The sequence below is a fragment of the Flagellimonas halotolerans genome, assembly GCF_035818535.1.
Taxonomy (GTDB): Bacteria; Bacteroidota; Bacteroidia; order Flavobacteriales; family Flavobacteriaceae; genus Flagellimonas; species Flagellimonas halotolerans.
Window position 1 is genome coordinate 89,195 of record NZ_JAYKYV010000007.1, and the last position, 17,394, is coordinate 106,588.

Consider the following 17,394-nt stretch of genomic DNA (forward strand, 5'->3'; position numbering starts at 1 on the left):
CTGTATATTGCCATGATAATTTAACCACAAAAATCAATAATAAATAAGCATGGCGGAAGGAGAAAAGTTAATTCCTATAAATATTGAGGATGAGATGAAATCTGCCTACATTGATTATTCAATGTCGGTCATTGTGTCACGTGCCCTGCCAGATGTTCGTGATGGTTTAAAGCCTGTACATAGAAGAGTGCTCTACGGAATGCACGATTTGGGAGTAAGGTCCAACAGTTCGCATAAAAAGTCTGCCCGTATTGTTGGGGAGGTTTTGGGTAAATATCACCCACATGGCGATTCTTCAGTTTATGATACCATGGTACGTATGGCCCAGGAATGGAGTCTTAGGTACATGTTGGTCGATGGCCAGGGTAACTTTGGTTCCGTAGATGGGGACAGCCCGGCGGCCATGCGATATACCGAGGCCAAAATGCGCAAGATCGCAGAGGAGATGTTGGCCGATATCGATAAGGACACCGTGGACCATCAACTCAATTTTGATGATACCATCATGGAGCCTACCGTGTTGCCCACCCGAATTCCCAACTTATTGGTGAACGGGGCTTCCGGTATTGCAGTTGGTATGGCCACAAATATGCCGCCGCACAATTTGTCGGAAGTGGTGGACGGTACTATAGCTTATATAGATAACCATGACATTGAAATAGATGAGCTCATTACGCACATAAAAGCTCCCGATTTCCCGACTGGGGGACTCATTTATGGCTACGATGGCGTAAAGGAAGCTTTCCACACAGGAAGAGGGCGCGTAGTTATGCGGGCCAAAGCGACCATTGAAGAAGTTCAGGGGAAAGAATGTATAATTGTTACCGAAATCCCTTATCAGGTGAACAAAGCGGATATGATCAAAAAAACCGCCGATTTGGTCAATGAAAAGAAAATAGAGGGAATATCCAACATTAGGGATGAGTCCGATAGAAACGGAATGCGTATCGTGTACATTTTAAAGCGGGATGCCATTCCGAACATTGTACTTAACATGTTGTACAAGTACACAGCGCTTCAGTCATCTTTTAGTGTCAACAATATTGCACTGGTAAATGGTAGGCCAGAACTTTTGAACCTAAAGGAGATCATCCATCACTTTGTGGAGCATAGGCACGAGGTTGTGGTTCGAAGAACAAGATTTGAGCTGAAAAAAGCCGAAGACCGCGCGCACATATTGGAAGGACTTATTATCGCTTCCGATAATATTGACGAGGTAATTGCCATTATTAGGGGGTCTTCCAATGTTGAAGAAGCACGGAATAGTTTGATCGAGCGTTTTAAATTGACCGAGGTTCAGGCCAAGGCCATTGTAGAAATGCGCTTGCGTCAGCTTACCGGTCTGGAGCAGGATAAATTGCGTGAGGAGCATGCGGAACTTTTAAACACCATTGAGGATTTAAAAGATATTCTTGAAAAGAAAGAACGCAGAATGCAGATCATCAAAGATGAGCTTCTCGAAGTTAAAGAGAAGTATGGAGACGAAAGAAGATCTGAAATCAATTATGCCGGAGGGGATTTGAGCATCGAGGACATGATTCCGGACGAGCAGGTCGTCATAACCATTTCCCATGCTGGCTATGTTAAAAGAACACCGCTTACAGAATATAAGACCCAAAATAGGGGCGGAGTTGGCCAAAAGGCATCCTCTACCCGAAACGAAGATTTCTTGGAACATTTGTTCGTGGGCACCAACCACCAGTACATGTTGTTCTTTACCCAAAAAGGAAAATGTTTCTGGATGCGCGTCTACGAAATTCCCGAGGGTAGTAGGACTTCCAAAGGAAGGGCCATTCAAAACTTGATCAATATAGAGCAAGACGATAAGGTAAAAGCCTTTATCTGTACCCAAGATCTCAAGGACGAGGAATACGTGAACAGTCACTTTGTGATTATGGCCACCAAAAAAGGGACCGTTAAAAAGACTTCTTTGGAACAATACTCCAGACCGCGTCAAAATGGTATCAACGCCATAACCATTCGCGAGGATGATGAACTATTGGAAGCTAAACTGACTACGGGTACCAGCCAAATATTCCTAGGCCTTAAATCAGGAAAAGCCATTCGTTTTGAGGAATCCAAGACAAGGCCAATGGGTAGAAATGCATCTGGTGTACGAGGTATCAGACTGGCTGATGATGACGATGAGGTTGTAGGAATGGTGTCTGTCCATAATTTTGAAGACGATATTCTAGTAGTTTCGGAAAGAGGCTACGGAAAACGTTCCAATATAGAAGATTACAGGATTACCAACAGAGGTGGAAAAGGTGTCAAAACCATTTCCATTACAAAGAAAACAGGTGATCTTGTCGCTATTAAAAACGTTACGGACACGGATGATCTGATGATTATCAACAAATCCGGAATCGCCATCCGAATGGGTGTCGAAGACCTTAGGGTTATGGGAAGGGCAACACAAGGGGTTCGCTTGATCAATCTTAAGGACAGTGACTCCATTGCGGCCGTTGCCAAAGTGATGAAAGAAGATGACCCCGTAGACGAAGTAGATATCAGGGATATCGAAGTCAAAGGGGGAGATGGCACGGCTATTGATAATAATACCGACGAAAAAGAATAGAATTTCAACTAAGTAGTAATCGATAAACACTAAATAATTACAATTTTTTAACATGAGAACAAGAATCTTAATACTATTGGCCGTAGGAATATCCACTATGGGTTTTGCCCAAAAGGACGCGATGAAGACGGCGGAAAGGGCTCTGAAAGATGGTGATGCCGCTGCGGCAAAAGCTGCTTTGACAAGCGCCGCATCCACTATAGATTCGGCCAAGGAGAAAGATCAGGCCGAGTATTATGCACTTCTGGGAAATGCGAACTATGAATTAGCCAAAAAGGGGGAAGTATCCGCATTTCAGGAAGCTGTTGATGCTTACAACAAAGTAATCGCGGTAGAAGAAGCGGACGGAAGATCTAAATACACTTCCGTAGCACAAGAAAAAATGGGACAAATGACCGCTGATTTGGTCAATTCCGCAGTTGAGGACAACAACAACAAAAAGTTTAGTGAAGCTGCTGAGAAGTTGTATATGAGCTACAAGCTAAGCCCAAAAGATACGGTATACCTTTATTACGCAGCAAGTAGTGCGGTAAACGGACAAGACTACGAAGAGGCCTTAAAATATTACAAGGAGCTTAAAGATATAGGTTACAATGGAGAATCTGTAACCTATACCGCTGTTAATATAGAGACAGGGGAGACGGAAAGTATGGACAAAGCAACCCGTGACCTTTATGTAAAAGCGGGAACACACAAGGATCCGAAGGAAGAGGTAAGCCCATCTAAAAAACCGGAAATCGTAAAGAACATTGCACTGATCTACCAGCAAATGGGAGAGAATGAAAAAGCTATCGAAGCTTATGCCGATGCAAGGGCCGAAAACCCGGACGATGTGAATTTGGTTTTGGGAGAAGCGAACTTGTACTATGCCATAGGTGATAAAGAAAAATTCAAAGAATTAATGGGACAGGCTTCTGCCATGGCTCCGGACAATGCCGATTTGCTATACAATATCGGTGTTATCAACATGGAGCAAGGAAACTTGGAAGATGCAAGGGATGCATACAAAAAGGCTTTATCCATTGATCCAGGGTATATCAATGCCTTGTTGAACCTATCTACAACCTATGTGAATGAAGGTAACGGCCTTATTGATGAAATGAACGAATTGGGGACATCAAAAGCGGATATTGCCAAGTACGATGAGCTTAAGGATAAAAAAGACAGTCTTTTTAGAGAAGGGGCTGCAGTTTTGGAAGATGCCCTCCAGTCCAATCCGGACAACGAAAGCATCTTGACCCAGTTGAAAAACATTTATGGAGCTTTGGGGGATAACGAAAACTTCATGAGGATTAAAAAGCTTTTGGAAGAGTAATACCATATTTTTCCTACATAAAAAAAGCCCCGTTGATAACTTTCAACGGGGCTTTTTTTATATCACTTTTTTAATGACCCTGAGCTGATGGGTGTACCTTTTTTCTTCTGAACTGAAGATGCCGGTATGGTCTATCCTATCAATCCGAACCAGACCATTTACGTGTATAATATAGTTGTCCTTCAAAATAATGCCGACATGGTCAATTATTCCTTCGTTATCATCAAAAAACGCCAAGTCGCCAGGTTCGCTCTCTTCGATAAAACTTAGGGCCTCCCCTTGCTTGGATTGTCCCTCCGCCGTTCGTTCCAAAGAGTACCCATTAATTTTATATACCATTTGGGCAAACCCGGAACAATCAATCCCAAATGGGGTTTTTCCACCTGAAAGAAAAGGGGCTTTTATATACATAATGGCCGTATCGACCAAACTATCCTTTGGGTTTTTGCCGCTGTGGATACTGCCCTCAAAAGTGTGGCCCAATAATTCAGGAGCGTTGATCATAGATCCCATAAGGATGGGCAATAGCATACCATCATTGGTGCAGATATGGGATATAACATCGGAACATATCTTTTGCGGCTCGAGCGTTTCTAGGTTATTGTATGTTTCCTCGGCAATAAGTTTGAACTGGTTGTTGGGTATCCAACCCTCAAAATTGTCATAAGCTGCCCGAATTCTGCTCCATTTTTTTCTGCTCTCCAAAACCTTGAAATGCTCCCCATATAATAATTGGGATGACATTTCGGCACAATCGTCCGGGTTTGTTCTAATGGGAACAATACTTAGAGGACAAATTCCATATTGCATTTACTGTACAGATTGAATCCCTCATTGAGGGTTTTATTCCCCGACGTTCTATGTCGAAATGAATTAATTATTTTTGTCTGAATACCTCATGGGATTGCCCCGAGGTAGTTGGTTCACTAATTTCTTTCCAAAACAATTGATGAAGCTCCACCTCCACCGTTACAAATGGCCGCAGCTCCCAATTTGGCATTGTTTTGCTCCAAAATATTCAACAATGTTATGGTAATTCTTGCTCCCGAGCAACCCAGAGGGTGTCCCAGCGATACCGCCCCACCATTTACATTTACATTGGAATCATTCAGTCCAAGGATTTTCATGTTGGCCAATCCAACCACCGCAAACGCTTCATTGAACTCAAAATAATCAATATCGGCAATGGAAACCCCAGCACGGTCAAGAGCCTTGGGCAGGGCCTTTGCAGGTGCGGTTGTAAACCATTCGGGTTCATGGGCGGCATCGGCATACCCTTTAATAGAGGCCAAAGGTGTTAAACCAAGTTCCTTGGCTTTTTCTTCGCTCATCAAAACAACTGCGGCGGCACCATCGTTAATTGTGGATGCATTGGCCGCGGTAACCGTTCCATCTTTGGTAAAAGCAGGCTTTAGGGACGGTACTTTTTCCAATTTCACATTTTTGAATTCTTCGTCTTCACTTACAACTATAGGTTCCCCTCTTCGTTGAGGTACTTCAACGGGAACCACTTCGTTATCGAACTTTCCACTTTTCCAAGCTTCGGCCGATCGCTTGTAGGATTGAATGGCATAAGCATCTTGGTCTTCCCTGCTGAATTTGTATTCGGTGGCACAGGCATCCGCACAAACGCCCATGGCATTTTGGTCGTAGGCATCTACAAGGCCATCTTTCTGCATTCCGTCCACTAGGGTTGTTGGACCAAACTTGGTTCCATTTCTCATATAGGCATAGTGAGGTATAAGGCTCATGTTCTCCATACCTCCGGCCACGACAATGGAATTTTCGCCCAAAGCAATGGATTGAGCGCCTTGCATGATTGCTTTCATGCCCGAAGCACATACTTTATTTACTGTTGTGCAGGGCACGGTATTGGGGATGCCGGCAAAAATAGCAGCTTGTCTGGCAGGAGCCTGTCCCGTGCCTGCCTGTACCACGTTGCCCATCAAAACTTCTTCAACAAGTTCGGGTTTTAGGCCTATTTTGTCCAGAGCCCCTCTTATAGCCACAGCTCCCAGTTTTGGGGCAGGAACACTGGATAGTGCCCCCATAAAACTTCCAATTGGGGTCCTTGCAGCGGAAACGATTACTACTTTTTTCATATGTGCATTTTTACTCTTGCGAAAATACTAAATTTAAATGCAAACCGATAAGGGTCTCGGGCAACGGACTTCTTATATATATTTTCTATTTTTGAGGCTAACAGTTTTAGGGAATGGGAAAAACTTTGGATAATGTATATAAACACCAATCGCTGGTCTACAAATATTTCCTGTATGTAGTTTCGATTGCCCTGATTGTATTCTTTTTCCCAAAAGGAGGGAAGTTTAAGTACGATTTTCAAAAGGGAAAACCTTGGCAATATGAAAACCTGTATGCCCCAATTGATTTTTCCATAAAAAAGACCCAAAAGGAGATAGAAGAGGAAAAATCCTCGATCAGGGCCAATAAAACCGCCTATTACACCTATAATGCTTCTGTGGTTTCTGATGTTAGAGCAGAAGTTGCTGCAGCGTTGAATACAATTTTTCAATCGGGCAACTTTTCCTCAAAACAACGACAATCATTGAGGAGTCTTTCCGAAGAAGTTATTGAAGATATTTATACTAATGGCGTTTTTCAAAACTTACCTGAATCCGAATCCACAGTAATAGTAAAAAATAACGAGGCGCAACCTGTTTCTCCAAGCGATTATTTGGCTCTTGAGCAAGCTAAAAAAGAAATGTCGAGCCGTTTTTCAGGGACCAACATGGTCGGGGCTCCTCGTTTGACCGAAATATTAAGGAATAGCCTAAAGGCAAATCTTTTTTATGACGAAGCTCTAACCGAAAGTGCTTTAAGCGATGAGCTTTCAAAGATCTCGTACACGCGTGGCGAGGTCGACCAAGGGAAATTGATCATTGCCAAAGGAGAGATTGTGGAGTCCGAGGACTTTAAAATATTGAACTCTCTTAAAGATGAGTACGAGTCGGAGCTCTGGATGGGAAGCAATTATTATTTTATTTTACTTGGGTATACCGTATTGGTAGCCTTGGTGCTCATTATGTTGTTCCTATTTTTGAAACGGTACAGGAGCGAGATTTTCCAGAACAACAACAAGGTTACTTTTATTTTCTTCAACATTTTGTTGATGGTACTCGCCACCACATTGATGACGAAGCATTACGAGAACTATATCTATATGGTCCCCCTGTGTATTTTACCATTGGTATTGAAAAACTTTTTTGATGCCAGGTTAGGATTGTTCGTCCATGTGTTGACTGTTTTGATCCTTGGTTTTGTAGTGCCCAACAGTTTTGAATATATTTTTTTACAGACCATAGCAGGTATTGTTACCATTTTAACTGCCTCAGAGCTATACAAGAGGGCCAATCTGTTTATATCGGTGGGTCAGATTACCTTGATTTACATAGTTGGTTATTTTGCCTTCCATGCCATCCATGAAGGTAATTTGCAAAATATTGAATGGATATTGTTTGGTGTTTTTGTGCTGAATGGCCTTTTGACGCTTTTTGCCCAACCGCTGATCTATATGTTCGAAAAAGTGTTCGGACTTGTATCCGATGTGTCGTTGTTGGAGCTTTCCGACACCAATTCTAAATTGCTAAAGGAATTATCGGACAAGGCTCCCGGGACCTTTCACCATTCATTGCAGGTGGCAAATCTTGCTGAAGCAGCTGCCAATGAAATAGGTGCGAATGCCATGTTGGTCAGGGTAGGGGCACTGTACCACGATATAGGTAAGATGGAGCGTCCGACCTATTTTACCGAAAATCAGATTACCAACGTTAATCCGCACGATGATTTACCGCCCAAGGAGAGCGCCAAGATTATTATAGACCATGTAATCAATGGTATTGAAATAGCACGAAAAAACAATTTGCCAGACCGTGTTATCGATTTTATTAGGACCCACCATGGAACAACCATGGTCTACTATTTCTATAAAAAACAACAAGAATTGGATCAAGAGGTGGATAAGGAAGATTTTAAATACCCTGGACCAATACCTTTTTCAAAGGAAACCGCTATATTGATGATGTCGGATGCTGTGGAGGCCGCCTCCAAAAGTTTAAAGGATCCGACTTTTACCATAATAGATGAGTTTGTGGAGAAAATAGTAAAGGGACAGATGCAGGCCGACCAGTACTTGAATGCCAATATTACCCTCAAGGAAATTGAAATGGTAAAGAAGGTACTCAAACAAAAGCTCACCAATATCTACCATTTACGAGTGGAATATCCTGAATAGCAGGGAAGTGATAAAAGTTCCATGAAAAAAGTGTAAAAATAGTTGCGATCTTACATCTGAAAAGGTACATTTGCATCCGCATTTTCAGATGCATGTTCATAATTAATTAATTGGAGAGGTGCCGGAGTGGTAACGGAGCAGATTGCTAATCTGTCAGCGCGTAAGTGCTGCCCGGGTTCGAGTCCCGGTCTCTCCGCTTTTTCCAACATACTTCGGGGTGTAGCGTAGCCCGGTTATCGCGCCTGCTTTGGGAGCAGGAGGTCGCAGGTTCGAATCCTGCCACCCCGACTTAACTTATTTAAATAAAATCAAAACACTGTTAATCTTATGATTTTCAGTGTTTTGTGTTTTTAGGCATATCATCTAAAATCAATTAAAACCATCTAAAATCATATAAAGCGTGTTCCTATCGGGAGCAGAATATTACAATTTATATTGTAATTTTAGATGACTTTTGAAGCGTTTTGCTTGTGTTTTGACTTTCACGGTATTAACAGTTTAAAACATTGCAACATGCAGAAAAACAATCGCTTAACAATCAATTTCTTTACTAGAAAGCATAAGGTTCAATCCGAGAATCGAATTATCTATTGTAGGATCACCATCGATGGAGAGCGCACTGATTTTAGTATAAATCGGGAAATCAAAACCAATTTATGGGACAATAGCCGTAAAAGGGGCAAGGGTTTTTCCAGTTATGTGATTTCCCTTAACAAGTACCTGGATCAAATTTATACGGGTTTACATGAGGCCCATAGGCTATTGATGGCAGAAGATAAGGTAATCACCCCTTTGGCCATAAAGGCAAGGTTCTTTGGGGAAGATGATGGGGGCAAGACCTTGAAACAATTGATTGCCTATCACAATGGGACCATGCATACCTCATTACGCCCCGGAACCAGGAAGAACTACCATATTACAGAAAGGTGCATAAACCTATTTTTAAGAGAGGAATATGGGGTGGAGGACATTAAGCTCAAAAAATTGAATTACCGTTTTATATCGGACTTTGAGCAGTACCTAAGAAAGTACAGACCATCCACACGAACCAAATGCACAAATAACGGAGCCATGAAACACATGGAACGGCTTAAGAAAATGTCGAGGTTGGCCGTTCGGTTGGAATGGATCTCAAAGGATCCCTTTGAGAACTATAAACTGCATTTTGTCAAAACCCAAAGGGAACATTTGACGAAAAGGGAACTTGGACTCATTGAAGAAACCAGTTTTACAAAACAAGGCGTTGAAAAGACCAAGGATGTATTCCTCTTTTCTTGTTATACGGGCCTATCCTACATTGACGTAAAAGCACTGTCTCCCGACAATGTTATCAAAGGAATAGATGGTAATGACTGGTTGTTCACCAAAAGGACAAAGACGGATGAGCGGCTCAAAATACCACTGCTGCCTCAAGCAAGGGAAATCATCAAGAAATATGAGGGGTCATCGGAAAGGAAAATAAAAAATACCCTTTTACCTGTTTTCAGCAACCAGAAGGTCAATTTTTATCTTAAGGAGATCAGTAAAGCCTGTGGAATCCATAAAAGGATCACATTCCATACAGCAAGGCACACTTTTGCAACAACGGTAACACTGTCCAACGGTGTTCCGATTGAAACAGTTTCAAAGTTGTTGGGTCATACCAAATTGTCAACTACCCAGATATATGCTAGGGTCTTAGAAAAGAAAGTTAGTGAAGATATGAGGATATTGGTTGAAAAAATGGGGGGCAAGTAAAGCTTTCCAATAAGAATTAATCAAATTCATCGATTTTATTACATTTTAGGAATATATATGGATGAGCCGGATGGTTGAGACCACCAACAACGGAAAATTTGAGCCATCCAATATTTGGTAGTAGTGATTTGAAATTCAGATTTTTGTGTCATGTTGGAATGTGCTCAATTTTATCCAGCGAAGGTGGTGTTCTATGTCCTGCGTTTCCATATTTATCGAGTCGCTTGTCTTTTTGATAAAAAAGTACTGCAAAGGAATTTTACATTTTTTGGATATCGACTTGGTGCCTTTTACATTGATTTTAATTGAATATAAATGAACTGGATATTCCGTTAATGTTGACCCCCGTAACGGACGTCATTGACCCCTGTGAAGATTTTGGTCAAAAAGATATGTTACTGACAAACTTACAGTTTTTTTCTCAGACTTTCACCCTTCAATTCGATGCGATGTGAGGTGTGTACCAACCGATCCAATATGGCATCTGCGATGGTTGCCTCCCCAATGATTTCATACCAACTCCCTACCGGCAATTGACTTGCAATAATGGTCGATGACCTGACATGTCTGTCCTCAATGATCTCCATCAGGTCCATTTGCTGTTTTTTGTCCAGATGGGCGAGTCCAAAATCGTCCAATATCAATAGATCGGTTTTGGCAAGTTTGTTAAAGAGCTTGAGGAAGCTCCCGTCAATACGGGCCATTTTGGTTTTCATCAATAGTTTTTGTGTATTAAAGTACAGCACCTTTTTTCCTTGTCCGCAGGCCTGGTATCCCAAAGCGGAGGCCAAAAAGCTTTTTCCGCAACCGGTGGCCCCAGTGATCAGGATACATTCCCCTTGATCCAGGTAGGTTCCGGTGGCCAGCTCCGTGATCTGTGAGCTGTTGATGCCCCGGGCACTTTCCAGGTTAAGCTCTTCAATAGTGGCCTGGTACCTAAATTGTGCTGCCCTGGTCAGCCGGTCAAAACGCCGGTTCGCCCGGTCCTGTGCCTCTGCTTGCAGCAGGACTTCAACACCTTCGCCAAAAGAGAGCTTGTGGTGTTCCCGGGTTTCTACCATGGCTTTCCAACGGGCATACATCCCATGGAGCCGTAAATCAGTGAATTGGTTTTCAATGGTACTCATGATATGGATAAATTTAAAAATGGTTATTTATAAGCTTGTGGACCGCGGATATTGCCATGCCCTGGGAGCGGTTCCTCCTTGGGCTCCTCCATGTATTCGGTCATTCTATTCTCCAATACCTGTTTTAAAAAGCGGTATGTATAATTCTGGTACTTTAAACCTATTTGACAGGCCTTGTCAAAGGTATCGGCAGGCGTTTTTCTGGCCAGGTTCAGGATGCCATCACAGGTCCTGTAAAGTTGTTCCGGGTATTTGTCCTGCTTGAACAAAGCTTCCATATAATTGTAGAGCACCTCGGAGTGTTTGTATCCCCGCTGGAGATAATACGTAGGGCTCCGCTGTTTGTAATACCGGTGATGGGAGCACAGGTGCTCCTTTTGTGTGGTATAGCCCCCTTTGCGACGGCCTCTGGGATGGGTGGCTATAAGCGCTCCCTTGTGGTATATCTTCACCAGGGACCGGGTATGGATTACCTTGACCTGCATTCCAATATAGGTATGGGGGACACTGTAATAGTGTTTATCGATACCCAACCGGATATGGTTGTTATTGGCCACCTTGTGTTCCCGATAGCACTTGATCTCAAAGATAGTGGCAGGTAAGGGCTTCAAGTGCTGTCTCTCATCGGCCAGGAACTTTTCTTCCCGGCAATATTCCCTATGTTGCATCCGGGTCTGGTTATGGGCCTTGGTTTTCGATGCTATGGCCACGTTCATGGAGTGCAGGTCAAAAAAGGTCCGGTCCCGAAGCTTGGCATATATCCGGCTGTAGATCAGCTTTACCTGGTTCTCCACCAATGATTTGTCCCGGGGCCTTCTGGGGCGTGCCGGTGTGACCGAACAGCCGTAATGGTTGGCAAAATCCTCCAACACACGGTTAATGGTGGGCTCATAACTGTTGGCTTGTACCACAGCTGCTTTCAGGTTATCGGGGACCAAGGTCTGAGGGACACCTCCAAAGGATTGTAAACAGCAGTTCAAAGCGTGGATGAAATCTTCTGTTTTCTGGCTGGGTACGGCCAGTGCAAAGCAATAATCGGAATATGGGAGACAGGCGACAAAGACCTGCGCAAAGATCTCCTCGCCGGTAACCCTGTCAAAATAGGACAGTTGTTTGCCCGCGTAATCGATGTAAAGCTTGTCCCCGGGATGGTGTTCCAGTACCATCGTAGGGCGGCTGCTATGCCTAAATTGCTGTAAATGATAGCAAAATTGGGTATAACTATAGGGATTTGAAGTACCTTGACAATATTCTTCCCATAAGAGCTGCCGGTTTACGCCTACCCGTTTAAGTTCCCTGTTGTAGTGGTCAAGGCGCTGTTTTAAGTACTCATAACGATCATCCTTATAGGAAGGGTTCCCTGACCAGAGCTTAGCTTCCAGGGCAGGGTCCTCTTCTTTTAAAAGCTCGGTGATGGAGAGCCCGCCCCGGCTTACTTTTTTGATATAGCTCTTGACCGTATTCTTGCTGATGGACAATTCCCGGGCAATGGTCTTGATCCCTTTGCCCTGCGCATGCATACGGAGTATCTGTTTTACTTGGCTCATTCGTTTTGGTTTTCCTGCCATTAAATATCTTTTGGTGGTTCACACCAAAAAAACCAAAATCAAATAAAACAATGACCAGTGGGGTCAACATACTCCGGAATCTTGATCGATTTTCCCCGAAAAGGGGTCAACATGCTCCGGAATATGACTCCAACCAGATAACTTTTATATTTTCAAAAGGGGTCAGCATCCGCCGGAATGGCAGTACCCTAAACGACCTCCGGTAGAGGGGTCAACATGCTCCGGCGTATCCATGAAACCTAATAAAACAAAAAAACCTGTAAATCAGTAATTTACATGTTTGTTATTGCATTTTGATGGTGTTTTAGTGGAGATTAGGGTTTCAAGCCCTTTAAAATTTTGTGCTCACCGAATAGGTCACTTTTTTTGACATGAGTATATTAAGTGCAGGTTATTAAATGGTTACATCTAATTTTAACCTTTATCCGTAGGCAATAGAGAATTTATTCTATTCCGTGTGTAAGTTGATTGCAAAAAATGTAGGAGGTTGGATTCAGATTCCCATCATTTATGTCGCTAATTATAAATTCTATCGTACCGATTATTAAGCAGATCAATATATAATCCTTTCATATCCTTGGATAAAAAGGAACTGTCCACCCATCTTAAGGCATCCTTTTTCCGTTTCAAAAATCTTTTGAAAACACCTTGTACCTGTTTTTCTGTCAGCCCCATATTTCTTCCAAGGTTTTCAAAATGCATACGCTTCAAATTACTTTTCTTGCCTTGCAAGGTCAACGCAAGCTCTTCCTTATCTTCAGGATTGACAATTGATACATTGAGCAGGTCATAAGCAGGGGAAAGTATCCATCCGGATGAGGAGTGTATCATGGAAAAATTCTTTAGGTGCATATCGTTGTTTCCCGTTAAAAAACTGAACAGGGTCAGTTCAAATAGGAAAATCATATCCAACAAAGTATTGGCAGAATGTTGCTTTAAGGCTTTTCCAACCTTTTCCATGGAGCTCTTATATTTATCAAAAGCCTCTGTTATTTGGAACATGTCGAGCATATGGATCTTATGGCCTTCATCAGTTCTATCAATCCGTTTGGTGATATAGGATATTTCTCCGGATTTCAGGCGTATTAGGCTGGATGGGACGGTTTGGATACCAAATGCTTCTGCAATGCGCATGGTCAGATGTTCGTTTGCGGGCATCTCCGGATATTCTGTTGTTGGGGGCTTAAAAATATAGTGCCCCCCAAGTGCGCCGACCACTGTCAATCGGTAATCGGCAGTGCCCCCTATCTCATTGAATAGTGACATTGATAACTTGGGTTGCACACCCGGTACGGAAACACTTCGTTCTAGGACATTTTTGGCCAGTTCGGACATTTGATCCAAGTTATATTCCAATTTTGGAGGGTCTTTTTTTCCAAAGATGGCAAGACTGCACTTTTCATGAAAATCGATTTCACCATCCAACGCTTTATAACAATATAGACACTTATTCGTCATGATTTTCCCTTAAAGGTTCAACACTGATTGCTCCGATACAATTTTGACAACAGGCCAACAAAAGGCCCATACGATCATTTTTGTTGAGTTTCCAGTTTTTTGATGCGATGTTCAATAGCCATCCTTCGGGAATCAAGCCTTCGAAGAAAGGAAACAATTTATTGTCTCTGAAAGGTTCTTTACGCACAGGCATGGAAAACGATATGAATTGGTCAGGATATTGCTTCACATAGTCACTATCGTACTGAAAAACATAATCACCATCATTGGTTTCAATAAGTTCGCCTGCCTTGACCTGATCATAGAATATAATGGCTTTCCTCATTGTGTTTCTATATTTCCATGTTTTATGGTATTCAAGGGTACGGCGGCGAGGGTGTGGCCGAACATGCTCAGGACCAAGTTAACCTTGTCCATGTTCAGATTGGTTTTGCCCTGCTCTATTTTTCGGACTACGGTTAAGGCCACTCCTGCGCGTTCGGCAAACTCTTCTTGTGTGAGATTTACCTCATTTCTACGGGTTTTTACAAATTCGGATAATGTATTCATTATATGCTTTTAGATATAAAACCAATCAAATATACTAAATTATATGTTTTTACATATAAAACAACTATTTTTTATAGAATTATATGTTTTTACATATAATTATTACTAGGGGCTCTACAACCCATCTCTGGAAACCCCAATAAATAAGGGTTTCAAGCCCTTAAAGTTTTTATGCTCGCCGAATAGGTCACTTTTCATTAAATATGTATTAAAACACATAAAATCAACTATATACGATTGAATTCTTGGGCAAACTGGATAAGCCGGATGGTTGAGACCACCAACAACGGAAAATTTGAGCTATCCAGTATTTGGATTTAGAAGATTGAAAGTCAAGTTTTTGTGTTGGTTTCGAGGGTGCTCAATTTGATCCGGCGAAGGTGGTCTACTATGTCCAGCGTTTCCACCTTGGGCCATATGCCGAGCAGCGCCTTGGATTGGTTTGATATTTTGGTGCCCACCATACTTTACACGGTATTGTTCATTTGGACCAAACGCATTACGGCTTCCATGGTGGCGCATGGCATCTACAATATGTCGGCCATCCTATTAACATATTACATGTATTTTCTTTAGGAATCAATGTCAACCCATTGGTGGAGAAAGTGACCACCACCAAGTTGTGAGCTTTATGGAGTCCCTTGCCGACCCAATTTATATTCCAGAATGCCCCTTAAAAAGTGGAGTATCGCTCGACTGTATCGATGGATATGTACACAAGAAGATCGGATGAAATGGTTGAAACAGGAATCTGATTTATTTGAAACGCAAATTGTTTACCGGCAAATCTTTAAAAATGGACTGCTGCTCGATTCATGATGTTTTGCAATTAAAAAATTAAGTTCAATTATCAAATCCTCACTATGACCAAAAAACGTTTTACAATTGTAGATACCCCGATCTTTAGAACAAGTTTTCTACAAAACCAATATAGCATGATAATCTTATGAATTTAGCGATGTCCGAAAAGGGTAAGGCTACACAAACCCAAGTTTATATACTTACTTTTTTGAAATATTCAATAAAAAGGGGGTGATGTAGTTCAATAAGACCTCGGTTTTTTGCATAAGTGTAATGTGGGTAGTACCTGGAACTATCGCTAAACGTGAATTGGAAAGTGGTTCCATAATTCCAAAACCACCCCCACCAACAGCTCGAAATAGTGCTTGGCTGTGGTTTAAATCTACACCATCGTAATCTCCGTTAATGATCAAGAGATCAAGATTGAGTTTTTTGATTTCATCAATGTTTAGATCAAAAGGTTGATTTTCAAACGCTATCATTCCTTCTACAAAACTGGTCCATTGGCTTGCGTCCGGAGCTACTTCATCATAAGCGGATTTCAACGGCGTATTTGTCAGGTATTCCGGCTTCATATGGGCAAATGTTTGTTTTACCTCGGGAAGCCACCCATCCATACTGTAAACGGAAGAAATAAATACAATTTTATTTGTTTTGTCAGGATAACGTAAGGCCGTTTTAAGTGCAATTGTAGCCCCCAAGCTATACCCTATAAGATGCGCACGGTCAATGTTTAGATGATCCATTAGTCCAACAATGTCATCGGCAAAATTTTCATAGGAAAAAGGTCTTTCAATATTCTTTGTGTGCCCGTGACCTTGAAGCTCCACAGCTATGACCTTATTGGATTTGGCCAGTTCGGGGATCAATTGTCCAAAGGTAGTGGCAATGGTCATAAAACTACCGTGTACCAAGATCAATGGCTCACCTTCCCCATATATTTCATAGTACATGTCAAGACCATTTGTATTTGCGTAAGTGGCCACATTGGGTTGTAATTGTGCATTTAGTATTGACAACTTAAAACATAATCCCAATACCATTAGTAGATATTTCATTTTGTATTTTTTATTGGTTCTTGTTGGGTACGACTATGTATTGCTTCTATTTTTTTGAATTTGTAAATATTCGTCCAGGTTCTTAAGACCAGAAGTAAAGCCTTCTTTAAAGCCCATTTCCAGTAATGTCTCGATATCCTCAAGCCTATCGTGTTTCAACGTAATGTCTACCAGGGTAACCTCATTTTTTTCCGAGAAATGATTTGTCCATAGCGAACGTGGCTTTACCGTGTTTTCATTGCCATTTTCATCACAGAACGCATCCAACCAAGATAATAGCTTGTTTGTTGTAATCGTCTTATAATCGGCTTTGCACCACGTTTTTTCATTTTTAGGGCTTACCATTGCATAAAGCCACATTCCTCCAACTTCCAAATTCAAACGCTTTGTTTCTATATGGTAGGGTTTTGGTGCCCACCACTGGTCTAGTATTTCAGGGGTTGTCCACGCACGCCAAACCAGTTCAAGTTCTGCGTTAAACTCCCGTTTAATGTTGATGGTTTTATTTTCCTTGTCAACAGAAAAATTGAATAATAGGCTATTTTTCATCGTTATCCTTTTTAAGTGTTTCCAATACATTATCAAGTTGGTTAAATCGGTTTTCCCAAATGGCCCTAAATTGCGCTAGCCACATATCGATCTCTTTCATTTTTTCAACCTTTAGCTCGTAGTATATCTCTCTACCTTTTTGGTTGGCCTCAACCAAATCACACTCATTCAGGATTTGAATGTGTTTTGAAATGGTGGGTCTTGCGGCATCAAATTTTTCTGCGATGGACCCAGCTGTCATTGTCTGTGAGGTAAGTAACACCAATATAGCACGCCTTGTTGGGTCTGAAATAGCCTGAAAAATATCCCGTCTTAATTTCATTATGAAGTTATTTGGCTACAAATATAAATGAAGTCATTTAACTACACAATTTTTGCTTCAACAAAATCAACTGCTTTTGG

General features: G+C 41.8%; 15 protein-coding genes and 2 tRNA genes. 7 read left to right on the forward strand and 10 right to left on the reverse strand.

Translation table 11 applies throughout. The annotated features are described in order from the left end of the window. Nucleotides 1–49 precede the first annotated feature (49 nt). Nucleotides 50–2,578 (forward strand): DNA gyrase subunit A, encoded by a 2,529-nt coding sequence (gene gyrA, locus VM932_RS10050; protein ID WP_326278680.1) that lies wholly within the window; start codon nt 50–52, stop codon nt 2,576–2,578. A 52-nt stretch (nt 2,579–2,630) separates the two neighbouring features. Beyond that, entirely contained in the window at nt 2,631–3,893 is a 1,263-nt protein-coding gene (locus tag VM932_RS10055) for a tetratricopeptide repeat protein (protein WP_326278681.1), read from the forward strand. A gap of 57 nt (nt 3,894–3,950) precedes the next feature. Here VM932_RS10055 and VM932_RS10060 read toward each other — a convergent pair whose 3' ends face one another. Both VM932_RS10060 and VM932_RS10065 read right to left on the reverse strand, forming a co-directional pair. Then, the gene (locus VM932_RS10060; RefSeq protein WP_326278682.1) at nt 3,951–4,703 is read right to left on the reverse strand and encodes a C40 family peptidase; all 753 of its coding nucleotides are present in this window, start codon (nt 4,701–4,703) and stop codon (nt 3,951–3,953) included. Nucleotides 4,704–4,819: 116 nt separating this feature from the next. After that, nucleotides 4,820–5,995 (reverse strand): acetyl-CoA C-acyltransferase, encoded by a 1,176-nt coding sequence (locus VM932_RS10065; RefSeq protein ID WP_326278683.1) that lies wholly within the window; start codon nt 5,993–5,995, stop codon nt 4,820–4,822. Between the two features lie 113 nt (nt 5,996–6,108). Between VM932_RS10065 and VM932_RS10070 the strand changes: the two genes are divergently transcribed. From VM932_RS10070 to VM932_RS10085, 4 genes are all read left to right on the forward strand, one after another. Continuing rightward, entirely contained in the window at nt 6,109–8,145 is a 2,037-nt protein-coding gene (locus VM932_RS10070) for an HD family phosphohydrolase (RefSeq protein ID WP_326278684.1), read from the forward strand. 112 nt (nt 8,146–8,257) lie between these two features. Beyond that, a tRNA-Ser gene (locus tag VM932_RS10075) sits at nt 8,258–8,341 on the forward strand. 17 nt (nt 8,342–8,358) lie between these two features. Further along, nucleotides 8,359–8,433: transfer RNA gene (locus VM932_RS10080), tRNA-Pro, on the forward strand. Nucleotides 8,434–8,658: 225 nt separating this feature from the next. Further along, a complete protein-coding gene (locus tag VM932_RS10085; protein ID WP_326278685.1) occupies nt 8,659–9,882 on the forward strand; it encodes a site-specific integrase in 1,224 nt (407 codons plus the stop codon). Between the two features lie 407 nt (nt 9,883–10,289). Here VM932_RS10085 and istB read toward each other — a convergent pair whose 3' ends face one another. The 5 genes from istB to VM932_RS10110 form a co-directional block, all read right to left on the reverse strand. Next, nucleotides 10,290–11,009, reverse strand: a complete 720-nt coding sequence (istB, locus tag VM932_RS10090) for an IS21-like element helper ATPase IstB (RefSeq protein ID WP_326278686.1) — start codon at nt 11,007–11,009, stop codon at nt 10,290–10,292. A 23-nt stretch (nt 11,010–11,032) separates the two neighbouring features. Beyond that, entirely contained in the window at nt 11,033–12,577 is a 1,545-nt protein-coding gene (gene istA / locus VM932_RS10095) for an IS21 family transposase (protein ID WP_326278687.1), read from the reverse strand. Nucleotides 12,578–13,093: 516 nt separating this feature from the next. Next, the gene (locus VM932_RS10100; RefSeq protein WP_326278688.1) at nt 13,094–14,035 is read right to left on the reverse strand and encodes a HipA domain-containing protein; all 942 of its coding nucleotides are present in this window, start codon (nt 14,033–14,035) and stop codon (nt 13,094–13,096) included. Further along, nucleotides 14,025–14,360, reverse strand: coding sequence for a HipA N-terminal domain-containing protein (locus VM932_RS10105; RefSeq protein ID WP_326278689.1), 336 nt, complete (start codon nt 14,358–14,360; stop codon nt 14,025–14,027). Before VM932_RS10105 ends, VM932_RS10100 begins: the two co-directional genes overlap by 11 nt. After that, nucleotides 14,357–14,584 carry a helix-turn-helix domain-containing protein gene (locus VM932_RS10110; protein ID WP_318345870.1) on the reverse strand — a complete coding sequence of 76 codons (228 nt, stop codon included), beginning with the start codon at nt 14,582–14,584 and terminating at the stop codon, nt 14,357–14,359. Before VM932_RS10110 ends, VM932_RS10105 begins: the two co-directional genes overlap by 4 nt. Nucleotides 14,585–14,974: 390 nt before the next feature. Between VM932_RS10110 and VM932_RS10115 the strand changes: the two genes are divergently transcribed. Then, on the forward strand, nt 14,975–15,160 hold the full coding sequence (locus VM932_RS10115; protein WP_326278690.1) for a CPBP family glutamic-type intramembrane protease: 186 nt from the start codon (nt 14,975–14,977) through the stop codon (nt 15,158–15,160). Nucleotides 15,161–15,585: 425 nt separating this feature from the next. Here the strand turns inward: VM932_RS10115 and VM932_RS10120 are convergent, their stop codons facing one another. From VM932_RS10120 to VM932_RS10130, 3 genes are read right to left on the reverse strand one after another with little or no spacing between them, the layout of a single operon-like run. Beyond that, complete coding sequence (locus VM932_RS10120) at nt 15,586–16,443, reverse strand: alpha/beta fold hydrolase (protein WP_326278691.1); 858 nt, start codon at nt 16,441–16,443, stop codon at nt 15,586–15,588. Nucleotides 16,444–16,476: 33 nt separating this feature from the next. After that, nucleotides 16,477–16,992 carry an SRPBCC family protein gene (locus VM932_RS10125; RefSeq protein ID WP_326278692.1) on the reverse strand — a complete coding sequence of 172 codons (516 nt, stop codon included), beginning with the start codon at nt 16,990–16,992 and terminating at the stop codon, nt 16,477–16,479. Further along, nucleotides 16,982–17,314: a metalloregulator ArsR/SmtB family transcription factor gene (locus VM932_RS10130; RefSeq protein WP_326278693.1), complete on the reverse strand. Its 333-nt coding sequence runs from the start codon at nt 17,312–17,314 to the stop codon at nt 16,982–16,984. The genes VM932_RS10125 and VM932_RS10130 overlap by 11 nt, the downstream gene beginning before the upstream one ends. Between the last annotated feature and the right edge of the window lie 80 nt (nt 17,315–17,394).